Origin of the sequence: Solwaraspora sp. WMMA2059 (assembly GCF_027497315.1) — a bacterium.
Taxonomy (GTDB): Bacteria; Actinomycetota; Actinomycetes; order Mycobacteriales; family Micromonosporaceae; genus Micromonospora_E.
Window position 1 is genome coordinate 6,508,338 of record NZ_CP114908.1, and the last position, 20,335, is coordinate 6,528,672.

22 protein-coding genes and 1 pseudogene are annotated in these 20,335 nt (G+C 70.5%); 13 read left to right on the plus strand and 10 right to left on the minus strand.

Annotation, left to right across the window (positions count from 1 at the left end; genetic code table 11):
- Positions 1–220: 220 nt before the first annotated feature.
- From O7553_RS29795 to O7553_RS29810, 4 genes are read left to right on the plus strand one after another with little or no spacing between them, the layout of a single operon-like run.
- On the plus strand, positions 221–706 hold the full coding sequence (locus O7553_RS29795; protein WP_123603804.1) for a CarD family transcriptional regulator: 486 nt from the start codon (positions 221–223) through the stop codon (positions 704–706).
- Positions 707–758: 52 nt separating this feature from the next.
- Positions 759–1,484, plus strand: a complete 726-nt coding sequence (ispD, locus tag O7553_RS29800) for a 2-C-methyl-D-erythritol 4-phosphate cytidylyltransferase (RefSeq protein ID WP_281552829.1) — start codon at positions 759–761, stop codon at positions 1,482–1,484.
- A 40-nt stretch (positions 1,485–1,524) separates the two neighbouring features.
- The gene (gene ispF, locus O7553_RS29805; RefSeq protein WP_281555810.1) at positions 1,525–2,010 is read left to right on the plus strand and encodes a 2-C-methyl-D-erythritol 2,4-cyclodiphosphate synthase; all 486 of its coding nucleotides are present in this window, start codon (positions 1,525–1,527) and stop codon (positions 2,008–2,010) included.
- A 9-nt stretch (positions 2,011–2,019) separates the two neighbouring features.
- The gene (locus O7553_RS29810) at positions 2,020–3,231 is read left to right on the plus strand and encodes a tetratricopeptide repeat protein (RefSeq protein WP_281552830.1); all 1,212 of its coding nucleotides are present in this window, start codon (positions 2,020–2,022) and stop codon (positions 3,229–3,231) included.
- Positions 3,232–3,281: 50 nt separating this feature from the next.
- Here O7553_RS29810 and O7553_RS29815 read toward each other — a convergent pair whose 3' ends face one another.
- Positions 3,282–4,451: a homogentisate 1,2-dioxygenase domain-containing protein gene (locus O7553_RS29815; protein ID WP_281552831.1), complete on the minus strand. Its 1,170-nt coding sequence runs from the start codon at positions 4,449–4,451 to the stop codon at positions 3,282–3,284.
- Between the two features lie 94 nt (positions 4,452–4,545).
- Here O7553_RS29815 and O7553_RS29820 point away from each other — a divergent pair, with 94 nt between their 5' ends.
- From O7553_RS29820 to O7553_RS29835, 4 genes are read left to right on the plus strand one after another with little or no spacing between them, the layout of a single operon-like run.
- A complete protein-coding gene (locus O7553_RS29820; RefSeq protein WP_281552832.1) occupies positions 4,546–5,403 on the plus strand; it encodes a hypothetical protein in 858 nt (285 codons plus the stop codon).
- Positions 5,400–6,614 carry a fumarylacetoacetase gene (fahA, locus tag O7553_RS29825; RefSeq protein WP_281552833.1) on the plus strand — a complete coding sequence of 405 codons (1,215 nt, stop codon included), beginning with the start codon at positions 5,400–5,402 and terminating at the stop codon, positions 6,612–6,614. The genes O7553_RS29820 and fahA overlap by 4 nt, the downstream gene beginning before the upstream one ends.
- A gap of 9 nt (positions 6,615–6,623) precedes the next feature.
- Complete coding sequence (locus tag O7553_RS29830; protein WP_281552834.1) at positions 6,624–9,365, plus strand: FtsX-like permease family protein; 2,742 nt, start codon at positions 6,624–6,626, stop codon at positions 9,363–9,365.
- A gap of 4 nt (positions 9,366–9,369) precedes the next feature.
- Entirely contained in the window at positions 9,370–10,098 is a 729-nt protein-coding gene (locus tag O7553_RS29835) for an ABC transporter ATP-binding protein (RefSeq protein ID WP_281552835.1), read from the plus strand.
- Positions 10,099–10,175: 77 nt separating this feature from the next.
- Here the strand turns inward: O7553_RS29835 and O7553_RS29840 are convergent, their stop codons facing one another.
- The gene (locus O7553_RS29840; RefSeq protein WP_281552836.1) at positions 10,176–10,646 is read right to left on the minus strand and encodes a hypothetical protein; all 471 of its coding nucleotides are present in this window, start codon (positions 10,644–10,646) and stop codon (positions 10,176–10,178) included.
- Between the two features lie 115 nt (positions 10,647–10,761).
- Positions 10,762–10,908 (minus strand): hypothetical protein, encoded by a 147-nt coding sequence (locus tag O7553_RS29845; protein ID WP_281552837.1) that lies wholly within the window; start codon positions 10,906–10,908, stop codon positions 10,762–10,764.
- Between the two features lie 370 nt (positions 10,909–11,278).
- Here O7553_RS29845 and O7553_RS29850 point away from each other — a divergent pair, with 370 nt between their 5' ends.
- The 3 genes and pseudogenes from O7553_RS29850 to O7553_RS29860 all read left to right on the plus strand — a co-directional run bounded on the left by O7553_RS29850 (position 11,279) and on the right by O7553_RS29860 (position 12,468).
- The gene (locus O7553_RS29850) at positions 11,279–12,151 is read left to right on the plus strand and encodes a helix-turn-helix transcriptional regulator (RefSeq protein ID WP_281552838.1); all 873 of its coding nucleotides are present in this window, start codon (positions 11,279–11,281) and stop codon (positions 12,149–12,151) included.
- Positions 12,148–12,222: pseudogene (locus O7553_RS29855) on the plus strand (DUF397 domain-containing protein); the annotation flags it as partial. The gene O7553_RS29850 and the pseudogene O7553_RS29855, both read left to right, overlap by 4 nt.
- Positions 12,217–12,468 carry a DUF397 domain-containing protein gene (locus tag O7553_RS29860; protein ID WP_281555811.1) on the plus strand — a complete coding sequence of 84 codons (252 nt, stop codon included), beginning with the start codon at positions 12,217–12,219 and terminating at the stop codon, positions 12,466–12,468. The pseudogene O7553_RS29855 and the gene O7553_RS29860, both read left to right, overlap by 6 nt.
- Positions 12,469–12,646: 178 nt before the next feature.
- On the opposite strand, the gene O7553_RS29865 is transcribed toward O7553_RS29860, so the two are convergent.
- From O7553_RS29865 to O7553_RS29885, 5 genes are all read right to left on the minus strand, one after another.
- Positions 12,647–12,934, minus strand: a complete 288-nt coding sequence (locus tag O7553_RS29865) for a type II toxin-antitoxin system Phd/YefM family antitoxin (protein ID WP_348650020.1) — start codon at positions 12,932–12,934, stop codon at positions 12,647–12,649.
- 64 nt (positions 12,935–12,998) lie between these two features.
- Complete coding sequence (locus O7553_RS29870; RefSeq protein WP_281552840.1) at positions 12,999–13,694, minus strand: hypothetical protein; 696 nt, start codon at positions 13,692–13,694, stop codon at positions 12,999–13,001.
- Entirely contained in the window at positions 13,691–14,911 is a 1,221-nt protein-coding gene (locus O7553_RS29875; protein ID WP_281552841.1) for a hypothetical protein, read from the minus strand. Before O7553_RS29875 ends, O7553_RS29870 begins: the two co-directional genes overlap by 4 nt.
- A 175-nt stretch (positions 14,912–15,086) precedes the next feature.
- Positions 15,087–15,620, minus strand: a complete 534-nt coding sequence (locus tag O7553_RS29880) for a DUF6244 family protein (RefSeq protein WP_281552842.1) — start codon at positions 15,618–15,620, stop codon at positions 15,087–15,089.
- Between the two features lie 70 nt (positions 15,621–15,690).
- Positions 15,691–16,071, minus strand: a complete 381-nt coding sequence (locus tag O7553_RS29885; RefSeq protein ID WP_281552843.1) for a MerR family transcriptional regulator — start codon at positions 16,069–16,071, stop codon at positions 15,691–15,693.
- Between the two features lie 54 nt (positions 16,072–16,125).
- Between O7553_RS29885 and O7553_RS29890 the strand changes: the two genes are divergently transcribed.
- Both O7553_RS29890 and O7553_RS29895 read left to right on the plus strand, forming a co-directional pair.
- Complete coding sequence (locus tag O7553_RS29890) at positions 16,126–17,088, plus strand: aldo/keto reductase (protein ID WP_281552844.1); 963 nt, start codon at positions 16,126–16,128, stop codon at positions 17,086–17,088.
- A 44-nt stretch (positions 17,089–17,132) separates the two neighbouring features.
- Positions 17,133–17,708 carry a hypothetical protein gene (locus tag O7553_RS29895; RefSeq protein WP_281552845.1) on the plus strand — a complete coding sequence of 192 codons (576 nt, stop codon included), beginning with the start codon at positions 17,133–17,135 and terminating at the stop codon, positions 17,706–17,708.
- Here the strand turns inward: O7553_RS29895 and O7553_RS29900 are convergent.
- Together O7553_RS29900 and O7553_RS29905 are read right to left on the minus strand one after the other, a co-directional pair.
- Positions 17,695–19,575, minus strand: a complete 1,881-nt coding sequence (locus O7553_RS29900) for a HAMP domain-containing sensor histidine kinase (protein ID WP_281552846.1) — start codon at positions 19,573–19,575, stop codon at positions 17,695–17,697. The genes O7553_RS29895 and O7553_RS29900 overlap by 14 nt on opposite strands.
- Positions 19,568–20,263, minus strand: coding sequence for a response regulator transcription factor (locus O7553_RS29905; protein WP_281552847.1), 696 nt, complete (start codon positions 20,261–20,263; stop codon positions 19,568–19,570). The genes O7553_RS29900 and O7553_RS29905 overlap by 8 nt, the downstream gene beginning before the upstream one ends.
- Positions 20,264–20,335: the final 72 nt, after the last annotated feature.

The following is a 20,335-nucleotide window of genomic DNA, read 5'->3' on the forward strand; positions in this document are numbered from 1 at the left end:
GCTGGAAGTGCCGAAACGCGTCCCATCTGGCACGTCCGACCAGTTAGCTGACTGCTGATCTGGTTGTTACTTAGTGTGTTCAAAACCTACTGGCGGTTGCGTGTCAAGCTCGAGAAAGACCTCTCACAGCCCCTCTGACCTGCGCTTACGGCTCGGACTGTGACGGGACATCGGTGCCTGAGCGTGTTACCCTAGACACAGCGAAAGGGGCTTCGAACCTATGGTTTTCAGTGTCGGCGAGACCGTTGTTTACCCCCACCACGGGGCCGCACTCATCGAGGCAATCGAGACTCGTGTCATCAAGGGCGAGGAGAAGCAGTACCTCGTCCTCAGGGTTGCGCAGGGTGACCTGACGGTGCGAGTTCCCGCCGAGAACGCCGAGATCGTCGGCGTGCGCGAAGTGGTTGGCGAAGAAGGCCTCGGCAAGGTCTTCGATGTCCTCCGCGCCCCGCACACCGAGGAGCCGACCAACTGGTCGCGGCGATACAAGGCCAACCTCGAAAAGCTGGCATCCGGAAACCCGCTCAAGGTCGCCGAGGTCGTTCGTGACCTGTGGCGTCGGGAGCGGGAGCGGGGGCTGTCCGCAGGCGAGAAGCGCATGCTCGCCAAGGCCAGGGACATCCTGGTCGGCGAGGTCGCGCTTGCGGAGAAGAGCACCAAGGACGAGGCAGAGACCTTGCTCGACAAGGTGCTCACCGACGCGTAGGCAACTCTCCACCCATAGATAGTCTGTTGCCACCTGCAACGAGGACCGCGACGTGACCGCGCACTTCCAGCAACGCGGTGACGTCGCGGTCCTCGTTCCTGCGGCGGGTTCCGGGGTACGGCTCGGACCCGGCGCACCCAAAGCACTCCGGCCACTCGGCGGCGTACCGCTGCTGGTACATGCGGTGCGTCGACTGGCCGCCGCCTCCTCGGTCGCGGTGATCGTGGTCGCCGCCCCACCCGCCGACATCGACGCCGTCCGCGACCTGCTCGCCCCCGCCACGGCCGGGCTGCCGCTGATCGTGGTCCCGGGCGGCGCGCACCGGCAGGCCTCGGTGGCCGCCGCGCTCGCTGCCGTCCCCGCCGGCCCGCAGATCGTCCTGGTGCACGACGCGGCCCGCGCCCTCACCCCACCCGACCTGGTCGACTCGGTCGCCGCCGCGGTCCGGGCCGGCGCCGACGCCGTCATCCCGGTGCTCCCGGTCGTCGACACCATCAAGTCGGTGGACGCCGACGAGACCGTTCTGACCACCGTCGACCGGTCGACGCTGCGGGCCGTGCAGACCCCGCAGGGGTTCCGGCGTGACGTGCTGGCCGCCGCGCACGCCGACGCCGTCGATCCGCACACCGACGACGCCGGTCTGGTGGAGAAGCTCGGCGTACCGGTGCTCTGCGTGCCCGGCTCGGAACGGGCGCTCAAGATCACCCGCCCGTTCGATCTGGTGATCGCCGAGCACCTGCTCGCCACCGAACCGGCGACCCGTACCCTGCCTTCATGACCGCCCTTGCCTTGATGGTCGTCCCGTGCGGCACGCCGGCATGATCGTTCCCCGGGTGGGTGTCGGCACCGACGTGCACGCCTTCGCCGCCGACCGGCCCTGCTGGGTCGCCGGCCTGCACTGGCCCGGCGAGACAGGGCTGGCCGGGCACTCCGACGGCGACGTCGCCGCGCACGCCGCCTGCGACGCGCTGTTCTCCGCCGCCGGCCTCGGCGACCTCGGCGCCAACTTCGGTGTCGCCGAACCACGCTGGGCCGGAGCCGCCGGGGTGGACCTGCTCGCCGAGGCGGCCCGTCGGGTGGTCGCCGCCGGCTTCGTGATCGGCAACGTCTCGATTCAGGTGATCGGTGTACGGCCGAAGATCGGTCCCCGGCGGACCGAGGCACAGCAGGTGCTCGGTGCTGCCGCCGGTGCCCCGGTGACCGTTTCCGGCACCACCACAGACGGGCTCGGGCTGACCGGCCGGGGCGAAGGCCTCGCCGGCCTGGCGGTCGCGCTCGTCTATCCGTCCGGGCTGCCCGGATAGGCTCGACAGGTGTCGAGCGAGTCATCCCCCGAGCCGCCCACCGACGTCGACGGCTACCTGCAGCGCGCCGGGCTGCTGGCTGACCTGGGCCGCTACGACGAGGCCGCCGGTGAGATCGGCTTCGCGGTGGCCCTCGAACCGGACAGCGTCGCCGCCCGGATCATGCTGGCCCGGGTGCATCTCGCCGCCGACCGTCCGGAGCAGGCCCTCGCCGCAATCGACGCGTGGGCGGACGAGCCGCCGAACCCGTGGTCGGCCGAGGCCACGGCGACGGCCGCACCGGCAGAGACCGCGACGGCCATGCCAGCCGATGCCGGGACCGGCGCGCGGTCCGGTCCGCCGGACCGGGTCGCCCTGCTGGTGGTACGCGGGCTGGCGCTGATCGATCTGCGGCGGTACGCCGACGCCGCCCGGCTCGCCACCGACCTGCTGGCGACGTATCCGGACGACGCGTACGCCCAGCGCAGCGGGGCGGCGATCCTGGCCGGCTCGCGCAACGGCCAGCCGGCGCTCAACGCGGCCTGGCGCGGGGTGGAGCTGGCCCCGCAGGACGCCCAGGCACATCTGGTGCTGGGGCTGGTCGGGGCCCGGCTGGAGCTGTTCGACCTGGCGCACCGGGCCTACGGGGAGGCGCTGCGGCTGGACCCGCTGATCGGTGAGGCGCAGCATGACGTCGGGGTGATCCACCTGGAACAGCGGCGGTACGCCGCCGAGCTGGCGGTGCTCGCCGAACGGGCCACCGCGATGGCACCGCCCCCGCCGCCGCAGCCCTCGCCGGCCCGGCCATCCCGGTGGGCACCGCAGTCGCCCGGGTCGGCGCCGATGGACCCCCGGCTGGAGCGGCCGCCGACGCCCGAGGAGGAGCTGCGCCGGCTGGTGCTGATCGGGGCCGGCTACAGCATGATCGCGGCGGTGACGGTGGCCTGCCTGGCCGGCAGCGCGGCGTCGCGCGGCTGGGCGGTGGTCGCCGCGCTCGGTGGATTCGTGCTGGTCTGGGTGCTGGCCCGGCGGGTGCCGGGTCGGATCACCGAGGTGGTGTCGCAGCTGGCGGACCGCCGGCTGGCGACGGCGGTGTACGCGGTGGGTGCCGCCCCGGTGCTGATCTTCTGCTACGCGGCGATCGCCACCCCGTGGCTGCTGGTGTCGGCGATCGTCGCGGCCGCCGTTGCCCAGTTCATGGTGCTGCGTTCGGCCACCGCCCGACCACCGGACCAGCGGTAGCGCGCCGGATCAGCGGCTGGACAGGCCGTGTCGGGTCGGCGGTATGCCGGTCAGCGGGCGTTGCCGGCCCAGGTCCAGGCGTACCCGGTGTCCTCAACGGACAGTGCCGCGTCGCAGAGGTCCAGCGGCCGGAAGGTGTCGACCATGACGGAGAGTTCGTCGAAGTGCTCGGCACCGAGCGCCCGTTCGACCGCGCCCGGCTGCGGCCCGTGGGTGAACCCGGCGGGGTGCAGCGAGATCGAGCCCTGCTCGATGCCGGAGCCGCGCCGCGCCTCGTAGTTGCCGCCGGTGTAGAACAGCATTTCGTCGGAGTCGACGTTGTGGTGGTTGTACGGCACCGGGATCGCCTGCGGGTGGTAGTCGACCTTGCGCGGCACGAACGAGCAGATCACGAAGTTGGGGCCGGTGAACGTCTGGTGCACCGGCGGCGGCTGGTGCAGCCGGCCGGTGATCGGCTCGAAGTCGTGGATGCTGAACGCCCACGGGTAGAGGTGTCCGTCCCAGCCGACCACGTCGAACGGGTGGTGGGCGTACACGTGCCGGGTCCAGCCCTGCCGGTGCCGCACGTAGACCTCGACGTCGGTGCCGTCGACCAGCAGTGGTTTGCCCGGCCCGCGGATGTCGCGTTCGCAGTACGGCGCGTGTTCCAGGAACTGGCCGCGTGCCGACAGGTAGCGCTTAGGTGGTCCGATGTGGCCGGTGGCTTCGACGGTGAGCAGCCGCAGCGGCACGTCGTCGACCGGCACGATCCGGTGCACCACCGACGTCGGGATGATCACGTAGTCGCCGGAGGTGACGCCGAGCACCCCGAAGCTGGACTCGACGCGGGCGGCACCGGACTCGACGTACAGGCACTCGTCGCCGGTGGCGTTGCGGTACAGCGGGGACGGCCGGTCGGCGACGACGTACGAGATGCGCACGTCGTCGTTGGCGAGCAGCGGTTGCCGGCCGAGGACGGCGTCGGTGTGCCCGGTGTCCAGTTTGTGGGTACGCAGGTGGCGTGGGGTGAGCGGGTGGTTCGGCAGCCGGCGGGTCGGCGGCGGGTCGTACGACTCGGCGGCGACGATGGCGGTCGGCAGGTGCCGGTGGTAGAGCAGGGACGAGTCGGACGAGAAGCCCTCCTGGCCCATCAGCTCCTCGGCGTACAGGATGCCGTCGGGTTGGCGGAACTGGGTGTGGCGCTTGCGGGGGATCTCGCCAACGCTGCGGTAGTAGGGCATGATTACCCTCCGTATCTCCCCGTTGACCGGCCGGTAGCGTCCGATAATCGGACGCTGTTGTCCGTTAATCGTAGAATCCACTAGGTTCGAAGGCGTGTCAATGCAGGTACCCAGGATCTTCACCGGCCTCGTCGACGACGCCGCGGTCTTCCCGCCGGGCAACGCCGACCTGCCCGACGCGATCACCGCGCACCGCGGCCACCGCACCGCCTGGTACACCGACCTGGTCGGCCCGTTCCTGCTGCCCGCGTCCGAGATCGGCGCGGCGCGGCGGCTGGTCGGGCCGGGCGACGAGCTGGAGATCGGCCTGATCGGCGACACCGGCGTGGCCGCGCTGCCGGCCGCCGTCGAGGCGCTGCCGACCGACCGGATCCGGCCCCGGCAGGTCGAGGTCGCCGTCGCCAAACGCGGCGAGGACCCGCAACCCGGCCTGCGCGCGCTGCTCACCGCCCTCGCCGGCTGGCCCAAGATCAGCGGGTACGCGGAGGTGCCGCTCACCTGGGGGCTGCTCGCCGCCCTGGACAGCCTCGCCGAGGCGCGGGCCGGCGGCGTTGACGTCGCCGCCAAGTTCCGCACCGGCGGGCTGGCCGCCGAACTGTTCCCCACCCCGGTCGAGCTGGCCGCCGTCATCTGCGCCTGCCGCGACCGGGCGCTGCCGTTCAAACTGACCGCCGGCCTGCACCACGCCATCCGCGACACCGACCCGGAGACCGGCTTCACCCACCACGGCTTCCTCAACGTGCTCGCCGCCACGATCACCGCCGCCGAGGGCGCGGAGGTCGCCGAGGTCGCCGAACTGCTCGCCACCACCGACGCCGCCCGGCTGATCGAGCCGGCCCGTACGCGCGGCGGTGCCGACCGGCCGCTCTGGGTAGGTTTCGGGTCGTGCAGCATCACCGACCCGCTGACCGACCTGGTCCGGCTGGGGCTGATCAACGGAGGATTCGCGTGACGACCTGCTGGGTGCCCGGTGCCGACGGCTCACCGTACGGGGTGCAGACCCTGCCGTACGGTGCCTTCCGCCGCGGTGGTGGTGAGCGGCGGCTCGGCGTACGGATCGCCGATTTCGTGCTCGACCTGCGCGGCGCGGAGGATGCCGACCTGATCCTCGCCGGCGGTGCGCTGTGCGAGCCGACCCTCAACGCCTTCCTGGCCCTCGGCCGGGCACAGTGGACGACGGTGCGGCGGCGGATCGTCGAACTGTTCACCGAGCCCGAACACCGGGCCGCCGTCGAGCCGCTGCTGATCCCGCTGTCCGAGGTGGACCTGGTGCTGCCGTTCGCGGTCGGTGACTACGTCGACTTCTACTCGTCCGAGCAGCACGCCAGCAACGTCGGACAGATCTTCCGCCCAGGCCAGCCGCTGCTCACCCCCAACTGGCGGCACCTGCCGATCGGCTACCACGGCCGGGCCGGCACCGTCGTCGTCTCCGGTACGCCGATCGTGCGCCCCAGCGGCCAGCGGCGCAGCTCCGACGGCCCGGTCTTCGGCCCGTCCCGCCGGCTCGACATCGAAGCCGAGGTCGGCTTCGTCGTCGGGGTGCCGACCGCGCTCGGCGACCCGGTGCCGACCGACCGGTTCGCCGATCACGTGTTCGGTGTGACCCTGGTCAACGACTGGTCGGCCCGCGACATCCAGGCCTGGGAGTACCAGCCGCTCGGCCCGTTCCTGGGCAAGTCGTTCGCCACCTCGGTCGGCCCGTGGGTGGTGCCGCTGGAAGCCCTCGACCACGCCTGGGTGCCGGCCCCGGCGCAGGACCCACCGGTGTTGCCGTACCTCGCTGAGGCGTCACGGCGCGGCCTGGACCTGTCGATCGTCGTCGAGTGGAACGGCACCCGGGTCAGCGAGCCGCCGTTCGCCGGCATGTACTGGACCCCGGCGCAGCAGTTGGCGCACCTGACCGTCAACGGCGCGTCGCTGCGCACCGGCGACCTCTACGCCTCCGGCACCGTCTCCGGGGCCCGGCGTGACCAGGTCGGCTCGTTCCTGGAGCTGACCTGGGGCGGCACCGAGCCGATCAAACTGAAGGACGGGTCCGAGCGCACCTTCCTCGAAGACGGCGACACCGTCGTCATCTCGGCCACTGCCCCCGGCCCGGCCGGCACGACGATCGGCTTCGGCGAGGTCACCGGCACCGTGGTGTCCACTCTGCGCAACCGCTAGGTTGTAACGGTGTTGCGGATCGTCTGGTCGCAGATCATCCGTCGATGGACCCGGTCGGTCGCGCTGCTGGTCGGGCTTCTCGTCGCGGTCACCAGTTTCACGGTGCTCACCGGCACGGCCGAGACGGCACGACTCGACGTCATCGGCACGGTGGAGGCGAACGCCCGCACCGCGTACGACATCCTCGTCCGCCCAGCGGTATCGATTTCCGAGCAGGAGACGGCGACCGGGGTGGTTCGCCCCAACTTCCTCACCGAGGCACCCGGCGGCATCAGCCTGGAACAGTTCGACACGATCCGCGGCCTGTCCGGCGTGGAGGTGGCGGCACCGATCGCCCTCATCGGTATGGCCGTCCCGGAGCTTCGTGTCCCGGTGAATCTGGCCGATGTCGTGCCGGACGGAGAACGGTCGGCCTTCCGGCTCACCGTCAACTGGCGCATGGACCGTGGCTTGAGCACGATCGGGCCGGACGAAGCCTACGTCTACTTCACTCCGAATCCGGTCGCGCACCGGGACATCGTCGAAATCTCCGACGAGAACCCGTTCGGCAGCTTCCTGGACGAGATCCTTCCGTCCGGCGCGCGGGTCAACATCTGCGGCAAGGCGGTCGACCTCCAAGCCGGATCGTCGGAGGAATCGACGTTGACCGAGAGCGTGCAGTGCTACTCCTTGAACGAGGACAGCCGTGAGTACGCCGACCGGGCGTTCCTGCTCGACTGGCGCATTCCGTACGTCCTGGCTGCCATCGACCCAGCGGCCGAGGCGGAGCTGATCGGTCTGGACGAAGCGATGGTCTCCGGGAGCTATCTGCCGGACAGCCGGGATGCGGTGGCCGGGGAGGACGACGATTGGACCCGGACGATCCCGGTGATCGCGGCCAGCGACAGCTACGTCGATCAGCAGGCGATCGTGGAAGTCGAGCAACTGCCGCGCGATGTCGCGGAACAGTTCGTCGGAACGAGGGAGAGCATCACCGCTGCGGACAGTTTCGCCGCCAGCGCCTCCGGGGTCCCGGTCAAGTCGATTGAGGTCGACGGCAATGCCGCGGACGCGTTCCTGTTGCGCGACCTCGGACATACGTTCGGCAACACTGTGGGAGCCTACTGGACGGCTGGACCGGTCGAGTGGGGAACCGGGCCCGACGGCGCGCTGATCCCCCGGGACCAGGCGGTCGCGAGCGAGGTGTGGCAGGGGGCGCTCGGCGGTCGGAGCGGTACCGCGCCGGTCGCGGCCGACGACCGGAGTTTTCGTGAGCTGCAACGGCACGAACGCGCCGTAGGCCGAAAGGTGATCAACCCCAAGCTCACGTTGACCGGCCGGTTCGATCCGGCGCTGATCGACACCTTTTCGGCCCTGTCCGAGGTGCCACTGGGCGCCTACCAGTCGCCCGGTCTGGAGGGCGCGGACGAGACCTCGCGGCGGCTGCTGGGCGGAGCGTCACTACTGCCGTCCAGCAACCCGGCCGGCTATCTGCAGCAGCCGCCGCTGCTGCTGACCACCCTGGATTCGGCCGAGTCCTTCTACGGCAGCTTCGACCGGTCCTCCGGGCCGGGGCCGGTGGCGGCGGTCCGGGTGCGGGTCGCCGGCGTGACCGGCATCGACGAGGTGTCCCGGGAACGGGTCCGGGTGGTAGCGGAGCGGATCGCGCAGGAGACCGGCCTGCACGTCGACATCACCGTCGGCTCGTCGCCGACCGAGCGGACCGTGGCGCTGCCTGCCGGCGAGTTCGGCCGACCCGACCTGTCACTCACCGAATGGTGGTCGAAGAAGGGCGTCGGGGTGGTGATCAGCGAAGCGGTGGAGCGCAAGTCGCTGATCCTGTTCGTCCTGGTCCTCGTGGTCTGTGCGCTGTTCATCGGCAACTCGTCCGCCGCAGCGGTGCGCGCCCGGCGTACCGAACTCGGCGTACTCGCCTGCCTGGGTTGGCCGCGCCGGTCGTTGTTCGCCGTGATTCTGGGCGAGCTGCTGCTCATCGGGCTGGTCGCCGGTGCCCTGGGTTCAGTGGCGGCGTGGCTGGTCGCCGTTCCGGTCGGTGCTGACGTGTCGTGGTCCCGGGCGGTACTCGCCGTCCCGGCGGCGATCCTGGTATCCCTTGCCGCCGGCCTGATCCCGGCGGTGCAGGCGTCGCGGGCCGATCCCATGGCAGCGGTCCGGCCACCCGTGGTCACTGGCCGCCGCGCCCGGCTGTTCCTCGGACTCACCGGCCTCGCGGTGGTCAATCTCCGCCGGACACCGGGCCGTACGGCGTTGGGCTGCGCCGCGTTGGCCGTCGCGGTGACCGCGCTGACGCTGCTGGTCGCCATCACCTGGGCGTTCCAGGGTGTCCTGGTCGGCAGCCTGCTCGGTGACGCGATCGCCGTCCAGGTGCGTGGGCCGGACCTGGCCGCCGTGGTGGCGATGCTGGTCCTGGCGACGGTCGCGATCGCCGACGTGGTGTTCCTGAACGTACGGGAGCGGGCCGCCGAGTTCGCCGCGCTGCAGGCGACCGGTTGGACACACGCTTCGACAGCCCGCCTGGTTCTCACCGAGGGCGTGCTGCTGGGCCTGCTCGGAGCCGTCCCGGGAGCTGTCCTCGGGCTCGGTCTCGCGGTGCTGCTGGCCGGTGGCACGCCGGAGGCCAGTCTGGCCCGGCTGCTGCCGGTGGCCGCCATCGTGGCGGGTGTCGGCGTGCTCGCGGCGGCCGTCGCGACCATCCCACCGATCCAGTCGCTGCGGCGCCACCCGGTGACCCGCCTGCTGGTGGAGGAGTAGACCGATGGCTTCACCCGTCGTTGAACCGGGCAGCGCGAGCCCTGGGAAGAGCCAGCCGATGGTCCGGGTGACCGGCCTGTCGAAGACCTACCGTACGGAGGCCAGCGAGCCGATCCACGCCTGCCGCGACATCGACTTCGAGATGGACGGCGGGGAGATCGTCGCCGTGATGGGGCCGTCCGGGTCAGGCAAGTCGACGCTGCTGCACCTGATCGGGGCGCTGGACACGCCCGACTCCGGCACGATCGAGGTCGCCGGTGAGTCGGTCACCGGGGTCAAGGGGCGCCGTCTGGCGGAGCACCGGCGGCGCATCGGATTCGTGTTTCAGCGCTTCCATCTCCTGCCCACCCTGACCGCCGCGGACAACGTCATCGCGCCGCTGCTGCCGTACAAGGTCGGTTTCGACAAGCGGGCCAGGGCGAAGCAGCTCCTCGGCGCGGTCGGGCTCACCGGCCGAGAGGACTCGTTGCCGTCGAAGCTGTCCGGCGGGCAGCAGCAGCGTGTCGCCATCGCCCGGGCGCTGATCAACGATCCGATGCTGGTGCTGGCCGACGAACCCACCGGCAACCTGGACAGCCAGACCGGAAACGAGATCATCGACCTGCTCTTCGGCCTGCGGGACCGGCTCGGCACCTCGCTGATGATCGCGACCCACGATCCAGGGCTGGCCGCCCGCTGTGGCCGCGTCGTACAGGTCCGCGACGGGCGGATCACGGAGGACACCGGGGCGTGAGCAGCGCCGGCGGGCGTACGCCGGGCGTCGGCCAGAATGGTGCTCGGCCAGGGCGGTGCGGGTCAGGGCGGTGCGGGTCAGGGCGGGGTGAGGCCGGCGTACTGCAGGACGGCGCGGATCCGTCGGGCGGCGGCCCGGTCGCGTCGGTCCAGCACCGCGAGCGCCTCCAGGAACAGTTCGCAGTACGTGCCTCCACAGTGTCGGCAGCCGCCGGTCCGGTCCGGCATGTGCCGCTCGGCCATCCGCTTGGCGATCTGTGCGACGAGCGCCAGGTCGCCGTCCGACTGCGGCCCGTCGCCGTCGCCGTCGGCGTGACCGTGGTCGGCGGTGTCATGCCCGTCGTCGATCCGGTCGTGTCCGCCGTCGCGGGGCGCCGGGGCGACGCCATGCGCCCCGACCAGGTTGAAGCGCGGGTCGGTGTCGATGTCGGTCTCGCCGGGAACCCGGCTCGGCAGCGGCGGACGTCCCGCTGTTGGCCGTCGGTTGATCTGTTCCGACGGCTGCGGCCGGCGGGTGAACCGGTCGGGCTTGTCATTGCGGTACGCCATGATTCTCCTCACGTCGGGATTGCCGTCCGAGATAGTCGTCCGAGACTACTGTTCTGCGGTTTCACTGGTCGTCGTGGAAATTGCACGTAGATCGGCAGTGCTGTGGCGTTGCTGTCTACATCGGCGGGGGTGGCGGCTGCGGGTAGGTCATCGCTCCGCAGTCCGGACACCAGCGGCTCTTCGCCTTGAAACTCAGCAGTCCGGCGAGAAATCCGATCATGGCGGAGCTCGTCATGGCGATCCCGAGGCCGATCGACGGCATCGCTTCACCCTCTCGCGTAAGCGTGGTGAGCTGGGGTTTCTCCGGCGGCGTGGCGGCCGGACGGCTCGGGGGTGCCGTGCCGGCCGCCACGCCTGATTGGGGAGAATGGCGCTGACCGTTCGGATGGTTTGCCGGCCCACCGATCGGTCATGCCGTATTCGTCGACGAAAGGTCAGCGCCGATTTGCGGCGCTTCGATCCCGTTCCCGAACGAAGAAGAGTCTGTCGGTCAATCTGCGCCAACGCAACAGTGTCGGGGCCATGTGGTAGAGATATGGCCAGTCAGTCGAATAGACCTCGGTCGACCGAGATCTGACCTGCCAGACGTGCATGATCAATCCGCAGGTGATCAATTCCAGGAGGTGGTACCAATGTCCTCGGCCCTGTTGAACTCGTCGGTACCGCGACGCCAGCTCGGTCGGGAGCTGCGTCGGCTGCGTGAGCGGCTGGCCCGGGTCCCGCAGACCACGGCGGCCCGGGAGTTGGACTGGTCGGCGACCAAGCTGCTGCGGATGGAGCGCGGTGAGGTGCCGATCCGCGCCGAGGACGTGGTGCTGCTCTGCGAGCTGTACGGCGCGGACCTGAAGACCGTCGAGGCGTTGGCCGCGCTGGCTCCGAAGACCAAGGAGAAGGGCTGGTGGCACGACTACGCCAGCATCCCGTCCTGGTTCGAGCTGTTCATCGGCCTGGAGGAGGCCGCCTCCCACCTCCGCGCATTTCACACCGAGCTCGTCCCCGGCGTGCTGCAGACCCGCGAGTACGCCACAGCGGTCTTCGCCCGCAGCCCGCTGCGCCTGTCGCCGGAGGTGATCGAGCAGCGGGTGGCGGTGCGGTTGCAGCGGGCGCAGTTGCTCACCCGGATGGAGCCGATCCTGCCTCGGTTCGACATCGTGCTGGACGAGGCGCTAGTTCGTCGCCCGGCCGGCTCCGGGGCGATCATGGCTGCCCAGCTGCGCCGGCTGGCCGAGGCGAGTGAGCTGCCGAACGTGTCGATCCGGCTGATCCCGTTCAGCGCCGGCATCCACGGTGGAACCTTGTCGCGCGCCTTCACTATGCTCGACTTCCCGGCCGAGCTGGAGCCGACCACCGTCTACGTCGAGGGCCTCACCGGTGCCCTCTTTCTGGACCGCCCGGATGAGGCCGAGCGCTATACGATTGCCTTCGATGACCTGACGGCCGCCGCGCTCGGTCAGGCCGCGACACGTGACCTCCTCGCCCGGACCGCAAAGGAGTACGAGTCATGATCGACCTGTCCACCGCCACCTGGCGTAAGAGCAGCCGCTCCAACGATCAGGGCGACTGCGTCGAGGTGGCCGATACGACGTGGCGCAAGAGCACCCGTTCCAACGATCAGGGTCACTGCGTCGAGGTGGCCGACACGACGTGGCGCAAGAGCACCCGTTCCAACGATCAGGGCCAGTGCGTCGAGGTGGCCGACGAGTTGGGCGGGGTGGTCGGCGTGCGGGACTCCAAGGACCCGGCCGGACCGGTGCTGGTGATTTCCCCGGCGAGCTGGTCCGCCTTCATCACCGCCACTAGGACCAGCACCTTCACCGCCTGACTGCTCGCTACCGGCGACGGCTCTCACGATGTGAGGCTGAGATACCTATCGGCAAACGGGATAGGTATCTCAGCCTCACATCGCGTACATGGTCCGCCAGGATTGGGGCCGTGACGACGGTTGCCGGTCAGGAGCGGTAGGCGTCGCGTCGGTGGCGGATCGGCTGGATCTCGACGACCTACTTGGCTTCGGTGTTCCGACGTCGTTTCAGCTCGCCGAGCACCTCGTCCATCGAGAACGTGTCGCCCGAGGCGAAGTCCTGCCTGGACTGGCGGAGATCTGCGAGGGCTTCGGCGTCGGAGAGCAGTTCCAGCGTTTCCCGCATCGACTCGTACTCGGCCACCGAGATCAGCATGACGTCCGCGTGGCCGTTGTGGGTGATCGTGTAGCGGTCGTGCTGCCGGGCGACCCGATCGGCGAGTTCAGCGATTCGAGCCTTGGCCTCAGTGATCGAGATGGTCTCCACGGCAGCCATTCTGGTGGCCGGTGAGAGTTTTGACTATCAGCTACGAACCCGCCACGGGTCCGTACTATGAGCGCAGCGTGTTTTTGATCTTGCTGGCGGCCTTGTCCACGCCGTGCATCACCTTCTGGGCCGTACCGCTGCTGACCTGCAGGAGCATGCTGGCGCTCAACGCCTTTTCGACCTCGGACAGGCCCTCCTGCGCCGACCCGCCGAGCCGGGTGGCCGCCGCCTGCATCACCTGTTTGGCCTGGCCGTCGTCGGCCTTCTCCGCGCAGTTGGTCAGCGACTGCGCGTTGAGCACGCCGAGTGACAGGGTGGCGAACGCGGCGTTGAGCCCGGCCGTCTCGAAGGTCAGCTCGTCACCGGAGCCGTTCATCAGGAACGACGAGATGATCTTCTCGTCCATGCCGCCGGTCATCCGGGCGGTCGGGCTGACGTACTTGGGCATGCCGCCCAGCTCGCCGATCAGCGCCTCCCAGGTCTGCACCCGCTCGCTGGCCGATGTCCTGAGCCGGCCGTACAGTCCGGCCAGGATCGGGTTGGGGGTGCGCCGGGTCAGCATGGCGAACAGGTGGACCCCCATCAGGTCGTGGGTCTTCCACGCGGAGAGCTGGTCGGCCAGGAACGGGCCGTTCAGACCACTGCCAGTGGCGAAGGCGGCGAGTCGGTCGTCGTCCACCGCCCGCTCCGGCGTGACCGTCACCATCGGGCCGGGCTTGATCATCGCGCCGGTCTCGGTGCGTACGGCACTGGGCGTCATCGCGCGACCTCCTCTCGGACCTTCTCGTGGGCGTACTGCTCGGCCGGGTACGGGCCGTCGGTGATATTGCGGTACTCCCGGCCGTTGCGCTGCGCGTTCTCGTCGATGACCTGCTCGCTGGGTGCGCCACCGGCGTTGACCGTCGCCATGTGCTTGATGTAGCGCTCCGGCCACTCGGCGACGAAACCGGTGCCGAACGTGGTGATGTCCACCTGTTCGGCGATCACCTCGCGGATGAAGTCCTTGTTCGGCTGGAACTTCGTCGGCTGCGGCATCTCGGCGGGGAGGATCTGCTCCGGCTCCCGGCCGTCGTACCGGCGCAGCAGATCGGCCGCCACCTTGAGCTGCTCGATCTCCATCGCCAGGTTCAGCTCCCAGACCTGCTTGATCCGGCGGTCGTCCTCGTCCTGGGCGAACGACCAGTACATGTAGCACTCGTTGTACTCGTGGTGGACGAGCTGCTCCAGCCAGCTCTCCGCCGGGTCGAGCATCGACTCGTACTGCGTGACGTGTTCCTCTTCCACCATCGCGATCTCCAGGTAGAGACCCCGGGCGATCGGCTCGACGAACTCCGGCCCCACGTTCATGTAGTAGTTCATCGTCTGCTGCTCGGCGGCCGTGATGGTGATGGCGTGCATCCGTGACAGCGGATCGACGGTGTGCTTGTCGTAGTGCTTGCGGACGTTGTCCTCGGGGTGGCGGTGGTGGTGCGACGTCGGCCGCCCCGGCATGACCTCGGTCAGGTAGTCGACGATCGCCTGCGCCTTCTTGCCCTGGGTCAGCTCGTACAGGTTGGAGTAGCGGTAGAGGTGGTCGAAGTCCTCCAGCAGGCCGAACTTGTAGTTCTGCCGCAGGTACGGGTCGGGCTCGTTGCGGGCGACCCAGGCGGTGATGTCGGTCGCCACCTGCTCGTACCCGAGCACGACCTCCAGCACCGACTCCTGGCCGGGGATCATCCAGTTGATCGCCTTCTGCTGCTGTTGCTCGATGTAGCGCAGGTAGGCGAGCTTCTGCCGTAACTCGATGTCGTCGACGTGCCGGTTCATCTGGTGGCTGAACGTGATCGCCTCCACCTCGATCCCGTTCATCACGATCACCCGGCACCGGGTGTACGGATCGACCCCGTGCGGCTCGTACGGCTCGACGTTCAGTTCGGACCAGCTCCGTAGCTGTTTTTCCAGCGGGATGCCGGTTTCTTCGAGCGGGTTGAAACGCATCGCCTCTCCTTCTCGGGGCCGTCCGGCACATCGCCGGCTGCCTGCCGCGCCGGCAACCAACGAAGGCTGTCGACCCGCACAAATCACACCATTTCCCGCGAGCTGTGTGCAGCGGAACGGCCGGATGGCGGCGGCTGAACGTCAACGGCGGCCGAGTATCGACGGCGGCCGACCGTCAGCTGCCCGGTTTCGCGCCGACCCGGCGGGCGGTGGCGGCGGCAGCGGTCAGCGACTCGTCGACGACGCCGGCGCGTTGCCGTACCGCCGCCAGCGTCTCCTTGACAGTGCCGAGCGCACCGAGCAGCTGGGCCGGGTCGCCGCCCTGCAGCACCCGCGCCACCAGCCCTGCCGCCTCGTCGGCCTTCGCAGCGGCCGCGCCGATGCCGTCGCGGACGGCGCGCAGCTTGTCGCCGGCCCGACCCAGCGTGGCCAGCACCTCCGCCGGTGACGGCTCCCTCGGCACCGGCACCACCGTGGCCGCCACCTCGTCGAGCGTGCCGGTGACCATGGTCAGCCCGGCCTGCAGTTCCTTCAGCGTGTTGCGTACCTGGATCATGCCGGCCACGATGCCGCTGAAGCCGCCGGCCGCCGCCTGACCGGCGACCCGCTCGGCTTCGTGCTGGGCCGCCGCTGCGGCAGTCCGGGCCCGTTCGGCGCCCGCTCGCATCGCCTGCAGATCCTTGCCGACGCTGTCCACCGGTGCTGCCACGATCGCTCTCCTCACCCCGTTTGACCTGCTGTTCCCATGGTGCGGGGTGGTCGGTGGAAAAGCCGGCAGACTAGCCCTCGGCTGCGGTCGTGTCCGCCGCCTGGCCCTGGTACCAGGCGAGCTTCTCACCGAGGCGGGCCCGCCAGCGGTGCAGCTGTTCGATCTGCTGCTCGACCGCGTCCGCGTGCTCGCGCAGCAGCGCGATCCGCTCCGGGATGGTCTGCGGGTCACGGCACAGTTCGCCGTAGCGGCGTAGCCGTTCGATTGGCATCCCGGTGTCCCGCAGGCAGCGCAGGAAGTCGAGCATGCCCAGGTCGTCGTCGCTGTAGACGCGGCGCCCGCTGGAGTTGCGGGCGACCGGCGACAGGATGCCCTCCCGTTCGTAGTAGCGCAGCGTGTCGATCGAGAAGCCGGACCGGGCCGCCGCCTCGGCGGGTGAGTAGGCCGTCATACCGCCGACGGTACCGCTTGACCTGGAGCGCGCTCCAGGTCGCAGGGTGGACCCATGACGTACGAAAACAGCACGCCGGCACCGGCCTCGCCGCTGGTCCTGGGCGCGATGATGTTCGGTACCCGGATCGACGAGGAGACCTCCTTCGCCCTGCTCGACCGGTTCGTCGAGCGGGGCGGCGAGTGGATCGACACCGCCGACTGTTACGCATTCTGGGCAAGCAAGGACGGCCGGGGCGGCGACAGCGAACGGGTCATCGGGCGGTGGCTCGCCGCCCGCCCCGGCGTACGGCAGCGGGTGCGCATCGCGACCAAGGTCGGTGCCGAGCCGCTGTGGGCCGGATCGTGGCCGCGGGTGCGGGCCGGGCTGAGCCGCCGCGCCGTCGAGGACGCCTTCGCCGGCAGCCTGGACCGGCTGGGCGTGGACAGCGTCGACCTGCTCTGGCTGCACCAGGAGGACCGGGCCACCCCGATCGAGGAGACCGTCGACACGGTCGCCGGGCTGGTCGCGTCCGGTGCCGTACGTCGGGTCGGCGCGTCCAACCACCCGGCCTGGCGCATCGAGCGGGCCCGCGCCCACGCCGCCGCCACCGGCACCCGGCCGATCGACGCCCTGCAACTCAACGCCACCTACCTACGGGCCCGCCCCGGCACGCTGCCCGAGGGGGTGGAGCATCCGTTCGGCCTGCTCAGCGACGAGCAGCGGGACATCGCGCAGGCGTACCGGATGGAGGTGTGGGCGTACACGCCGCTGCTGACCGGTGCCTACGACGACCCGGCCAAGCCGATCCCGCCGGTGTACGACCATCCCGGTAGTACGCGGCGGCTCGCGGCGCTCGACGACGTCGCCCGGGACACCGGCGCGACCCGCGGCCAGGTGGTGCTGGCCTGGCTGGTGGCGCAGGGCATCCGCCCGATCCTCGGCGGCAGCAAGCTGTACCAGTTGGAAGCGGCGCTCGACGGCGTCACTCTCGCCCTCACCGACGAGCACCTCGCCCGCCTGGCCGTCGCCGGCTGACAATGCTGACAGGTTCCTGACGGTTGGCCGGAATTCTGGCTCGCATGAGCAGATATCGACAGATGCGTCCGGCGAGCCGGCTGGCCGAACCGTTGCTGGCCGCGCTCGCCGTGACGGCGATCGGGCTGTCGGCCGGGTGCGGCGGCGGTGACGGGAACACGAGCGCTACCGGTGCCCGAGGGCCGGCTGGTGACGCCGGCGACAGCGGTGTCGCCTCGATCGTGGGCAGCGCTGGGCCGGACGCCTCGCCATCGCCGCAGGCCGAGCGTCCGTTGATCCGCCCCGACACGTCCGCTGAGGAACAGGAGCGGCTGATGAACCTCTGGCTGCAGTGCTTCGAGGACAACGGGGTGTCGGAAATGGAGCGGAAGACGAGAGCGGACACCCCGCAGGTGCGGCAGGTCGCCGAGGACTGCGCGCCGCTGGAACCCGAACGCCTGTGGCAGCGTTCCCTGCGCCTCGACCCCGAGTATCCGGACAAGCTGCTGGCCTGGGCGGAATGTCTGCAGGACCGCGGGGTCGACGCGTTCGTCGACGGAGACTTCCTGTCACTCGCTGATGGACTGCCGGCCGGTACCGAGGTCGAGGACTGCGAAGCGGAGGCGTTCAGCGGGAGCTGACCGGGTCGCAGCGCCGGGCCGGGAGGCGTACGGTGACGTGCGTGCCCCGGCCCGGCTCGCTGGCCACGGTGATGTCACCGCCGTGTGCGTGGGCCAGCTGCCGGGCGATCGGCAGACCCAGCCCGCTACCGCCGGTGCGCCGGCTGCGCGAGGCGTCGGCCCGCCAGAACCGGTCGAACAACTTCGGCAGGTCGGTGGCGGCGATCCCGATCCCGGTGTCGACAACCTCGATGGTCAGCCAGTCGTCGCGTACGGCGCAGTCGACGGTGACCGAACCCCCGGCCGGGGTGTGCCGCACGGCGTTGCCCACCAGGTTGCCGACGAGCTGTCGCAGCCGTACCGCGTCGAGGACGACCTCCGGATCGCCGTGCACCGCCCCGGTCAGGGTGACCCCGGCGGTGGCAGCGGCCCCGCGGTTGGCCTCGACGACCTGGCTGAGTACGTCGCCGACGAAGGTCGGCTCCGGATGCACCGCGAAGGTGCCGTCGTCAGCTGCGGCCAGGTCCCGCAGGTCGTCGATGACATGCTGCAACAGGGTCGCCTCCTCGGTGAGCAGTTCGAGGGTGTGGGTGTCGGCCGGTGCCAGCCCGTCCTGGGCGGCCTCCAGCCAGGCCCGGATGTTGGTCAGCGGCGACCGCAGCTCGTGGGCTACGTCGCTGACCATCGCCCGGCGTTGCCGCTCCAGCTGGTCCCGCCGGCGTGCCAGGTCGTTGAAGGCGGTGGCGAGACTGCCGATCTCGTCCCGGGTGGTGACCGGCACCGGGCGTTGCCTGTCCACCGGCGCACGGGCCGCCGCGGCCAGTGCCCGCAACGGCCGGACCAGCCGCATTCCGACTCCGACGGTGACCGCCACGGTGAGCAGCAGGACCAGTCCGGCGACACCGGCGATCCGCAGCAGGTTCCCGGTGGACAGGTTGACGGTCGGCGACCCGGCGTCGGTGGCCGTCGCGTCGGTGACGTACAGCAGCACCGGCGGTGCGACGTACGCCCGGAGCTGGCTGCGGAGGCCTGTCTCGGCGCAGGCGCGGGCGTCGGCCTCGGACGGCGCACCTGGGGAGGCCCGCAGGACCCGGACGTCCAGCGTAGGAGTGACGGCCAGGTCGATGTTCGCCGCCTCGGGCCCGAGACATGCCTCGGTGAGGTCGAGCAGCTCGGCCAGGGGTGCGACCTCGCTGCGGGCCGGCTCGCGCAGCAGCGCCGGTTCCGGGCAGGCCAGCGGCCGGCCACGGTCGATACCGGCGTCGAGGATCGTCACCGTCGCCCGGCCGCCCGGCAGCTCGACGACTTCGGCGGCGAGCCCTGCCCCGTCGACCAGGCAGCTCCGGTGGTCCTCGGCCGCCTTGTGGATGCCGGCGCGTTCGTCGTCGCTCAGCCGGTACGGCCCGACGACCCGGGTGTCGATGCTGGACCCGTGACGGCTGGCGGTGAGCGCCGGGTCGAGGTCGAGCGGGTCGACGATCGCCGACGGGCGGGCGTCGCGCAGCGTCGGCCCGGGCGCCGACTCGGCGACCGGGTCGCGGGTCACCGGGTCGAGCAGCACGATCCGCCGGCCGGTACGCGATGCGAGGTCGTCGACGACCGGCGTGACCGCCGACCAGTCGCGGTGGTCGATCGCGTACGTGATCATCTCGTCGTAGACGCTGACGTCGTCGGCGAGGGACCGACCCTGCTCCTGCTCGATCGCCCGGGTGGTCGACGCCACGGTAAGCCAGGCGGTGGCGACGACCGCGCAGACCGTCACCAGCACCGACGCGCCGAGCAGCCGCAGCATCAGGCTGTGCCGCAGCGGTACCCGCGCGACCGAAGCCGGGCCTGGGGCCGGACCGCCGGTGGCCGGGGCCGGACCGCCGGTGGCCGGCTCACCCACCGGCGGGGTCGCGCAGCTTGTAGCCGACGCCGTACACCGTCACCAGGTACGCCGGCCGGCGTACGTCCGGTTCGATCTTGCGGCGCAGGTTGACCAGGTGGGTGTCGATGGCCCGCTCGGTCGAGTCCCGGTCCACGCCCCGGGTGTGCTCCAGCAGCTGGGCCCGGGTGAAGGCGCGTTCCGGCTGCTCGACCAGGGCGGCGAGGATTGCGAACTCGCCCGGGGTGCAGTTGACCGGTCGTCCGTCGACGGTGACCTCCCGGCGGACCGGGTCGACGGCGAGTGCACCGACCCGTCGTACCCCGTCGATGGTGCGTGGCACCCGGTCGACCCGGCGCAGCAACGTCCGGACCCGGGCCATCAGCTCCCGCGGCGAGTACGGCTTCGTCAGGTAGTCGTCCGCACCCAGATCGAGCCCGCGCAGCAGGTCGTCCTCGTCGGCGCGGGCGGTGAGCATCAGCACCAGCAGGTCCGATTCGCGACGCAGGATCCGGCACACGTTCAGCCCGTCCAGGCCGGGCATCATCACGTCGAGCACCAGCAGCTGCGGCCGGTGCCGGCGGGCCTGGTCGAGCGCGTCGCGCCCGTCGTGGACCACTGTGGTCCGGTGTCCGTCGGACTCGACGTAGCGGCGCAGCACCTCGGCCTGCCGCCGGTCGTCCTCGGCGATCAGCACATGGGCAACCACGGGGCGAACCATACTGCGTGTCAGCGTCGGCGCGGCGGTGGGAAATGGCACCGTACCGGCCTGACAGGTTCC